At 33.0% G+C, this 1,577-nt stretch carries 2 protein-coding genes; both read right to left on the bottom strand.

The window, feature by feature from the left end; genetic code table 11:
• A partial coding sequence (locus AC06OU_RS13985) for an AAA family ATPase (RefSeq protein ID WP_475856581.1) occupies window positions 1-353 on the bottom strand: 353 nt, incomplete at its 3' end.
• A complete protein-coding gene (locus AC06OU_RS13980) occupies window positions 350-1,120 on the bottom strand; it encodes a hypothetical protein (RefSeq protein ID WP_475856579.1) in 771 nt (256 codons plus the stop codon). The genes AC06OU_RS13980 and AC06OU_RS13985, both read right to left, overlap by 4 nt.
• Window positions 1,121-1,577 lie beyond the last annotated feature (457 nt).

The following is a 1,577-nucleotide window of genomic DNA, read 5'->3' as shown; positions in this document are numbered from 1 at the left end:
AATAATACCTCTTCCGGTATATCAAAATTCACGACAATTGTCGTGAAACCAAGACTCTTATAATGATTTAAAAATCTTACTCTACCATCAATGCCTCTATTAGAGTTACATAAAATTAGATGGCAATCAGTTTCATTTACTGCATAATCAACAATCATTTGGGTTAGTCCGTATTTTAACTTATTGCTTGCAGTCTTAGGTAATAAGCTTTTGTAATGAGTATTTAGAAATTCCGCATGATTGTCCTGATCAATAACGACTGAGTTTGATAAATGCACTTCTAACGCCTTCGCAAATGTAGTTTTTCCACTATGCGTTTTTCCAACGGTCATGATTACCATTCTTTGTTTCATATGATGGTCTCTTTGTCTAATGAGATAAACAAGTTCTCGACGTTAAAATATGTACTTAGAGATTCTTTTCTTCCTGCCTCGCACCATTCGTTGTATCGTTTAAAGACTTCCAAAGGATTATTATTTGCTTGCTCTTCTACTAAATACTTTATAGTTAAAAAGCTCCTACAGTAATCAAACATGATGCTAGTTATATCATTAGAATAAGAGTCAGTTCCAAATTGATCTATACTTCTACTTCCAAACTGTTCGTTGAAATAGGCCACGACTGCACTTTCTACTTTAGTGATTGTTTCAAACGATTCAGGGGTCATTAAATTTTTTCGAGCAATATAGTCGCACATTCCTTCTTCAAACCAAATACTTTCTCTTTCTTCATCAAATTCATCTGGGAATAAATCGATATGGTGAACCATCTCATGGCCAGCTATTGTCAAAATATCCTCTTCTTTGAAATTGCGATAGAAATTCTTAATAAACTCATTTTCAACGTTCTCATATATATTCATAAAAAAATTCCGCCATTCCATAATATCTGGAGTCATATAGACTAAGTGCCGATTTGTATACGCTGGTATGGGAACATCTGAAAAGACACTGGTTGCTATGTCCCCCGGAGTCCAAATAAAACCTCTCGGAGAATCATTCAATTCATATCCTTTTTCTAATAAGGCTTTAAATTCATTCAGTTTAACTTTAAAGGATTCTATGACTTCTAGATATTTAACTGCTTCATATGGCGTTTCAAATGCATAAATATGCTTCATTTCATCAATCACTCCATTTTATTGTTAATTGAATCCATCATTAATGTGATTTTAATAAGAAAGTAGAATTGATTTCAGCAATGGCGACGTCTTCTCTATCTTACTACTTGCGTTGCTTGCTGCAATCCATAGATAAATTATATATCAATTTAATTTAAAATTCATATTTTTGTGAAAACCTATATCTCTAGTTATAGTTTTCTACCAGCTCTACGCTCTTTTTTCTGGTTTTCATTATTTTTTCCAATAAAAAAAGAGCCTAACAATCTAGGCTCGTCCCAAGGCTTCTATTCATTTCTTACACTCAAAGGAATAATCACTTGTTAAGTTATTATGTATTACCAAAGTCGAAGCTCCCCCAGTTTTAGTGCAACCGCTGGTGAGTAAGTTAATTTCCTTTGTATGAAAATAACTAGATGTAACAATTATTAAAAGGAGTCCTGTTATAGTCACTCCT

This window comes from Psychrobacillus sp. (assembly GCF_056205495.1).
This window is presented reverse-complemented; position numbering and strand designations above follow the sequence as displayed.

Excerpts from the sequence above, each read along its gene's own strand:
- AC06OU_RS13980 (WP_475856579.1), bottom strand. The coding sequence starts at position 1,120 with ATGAAGCATATTTATGCATTTGAAACGCCATATGAAGCAGTTAAATAT.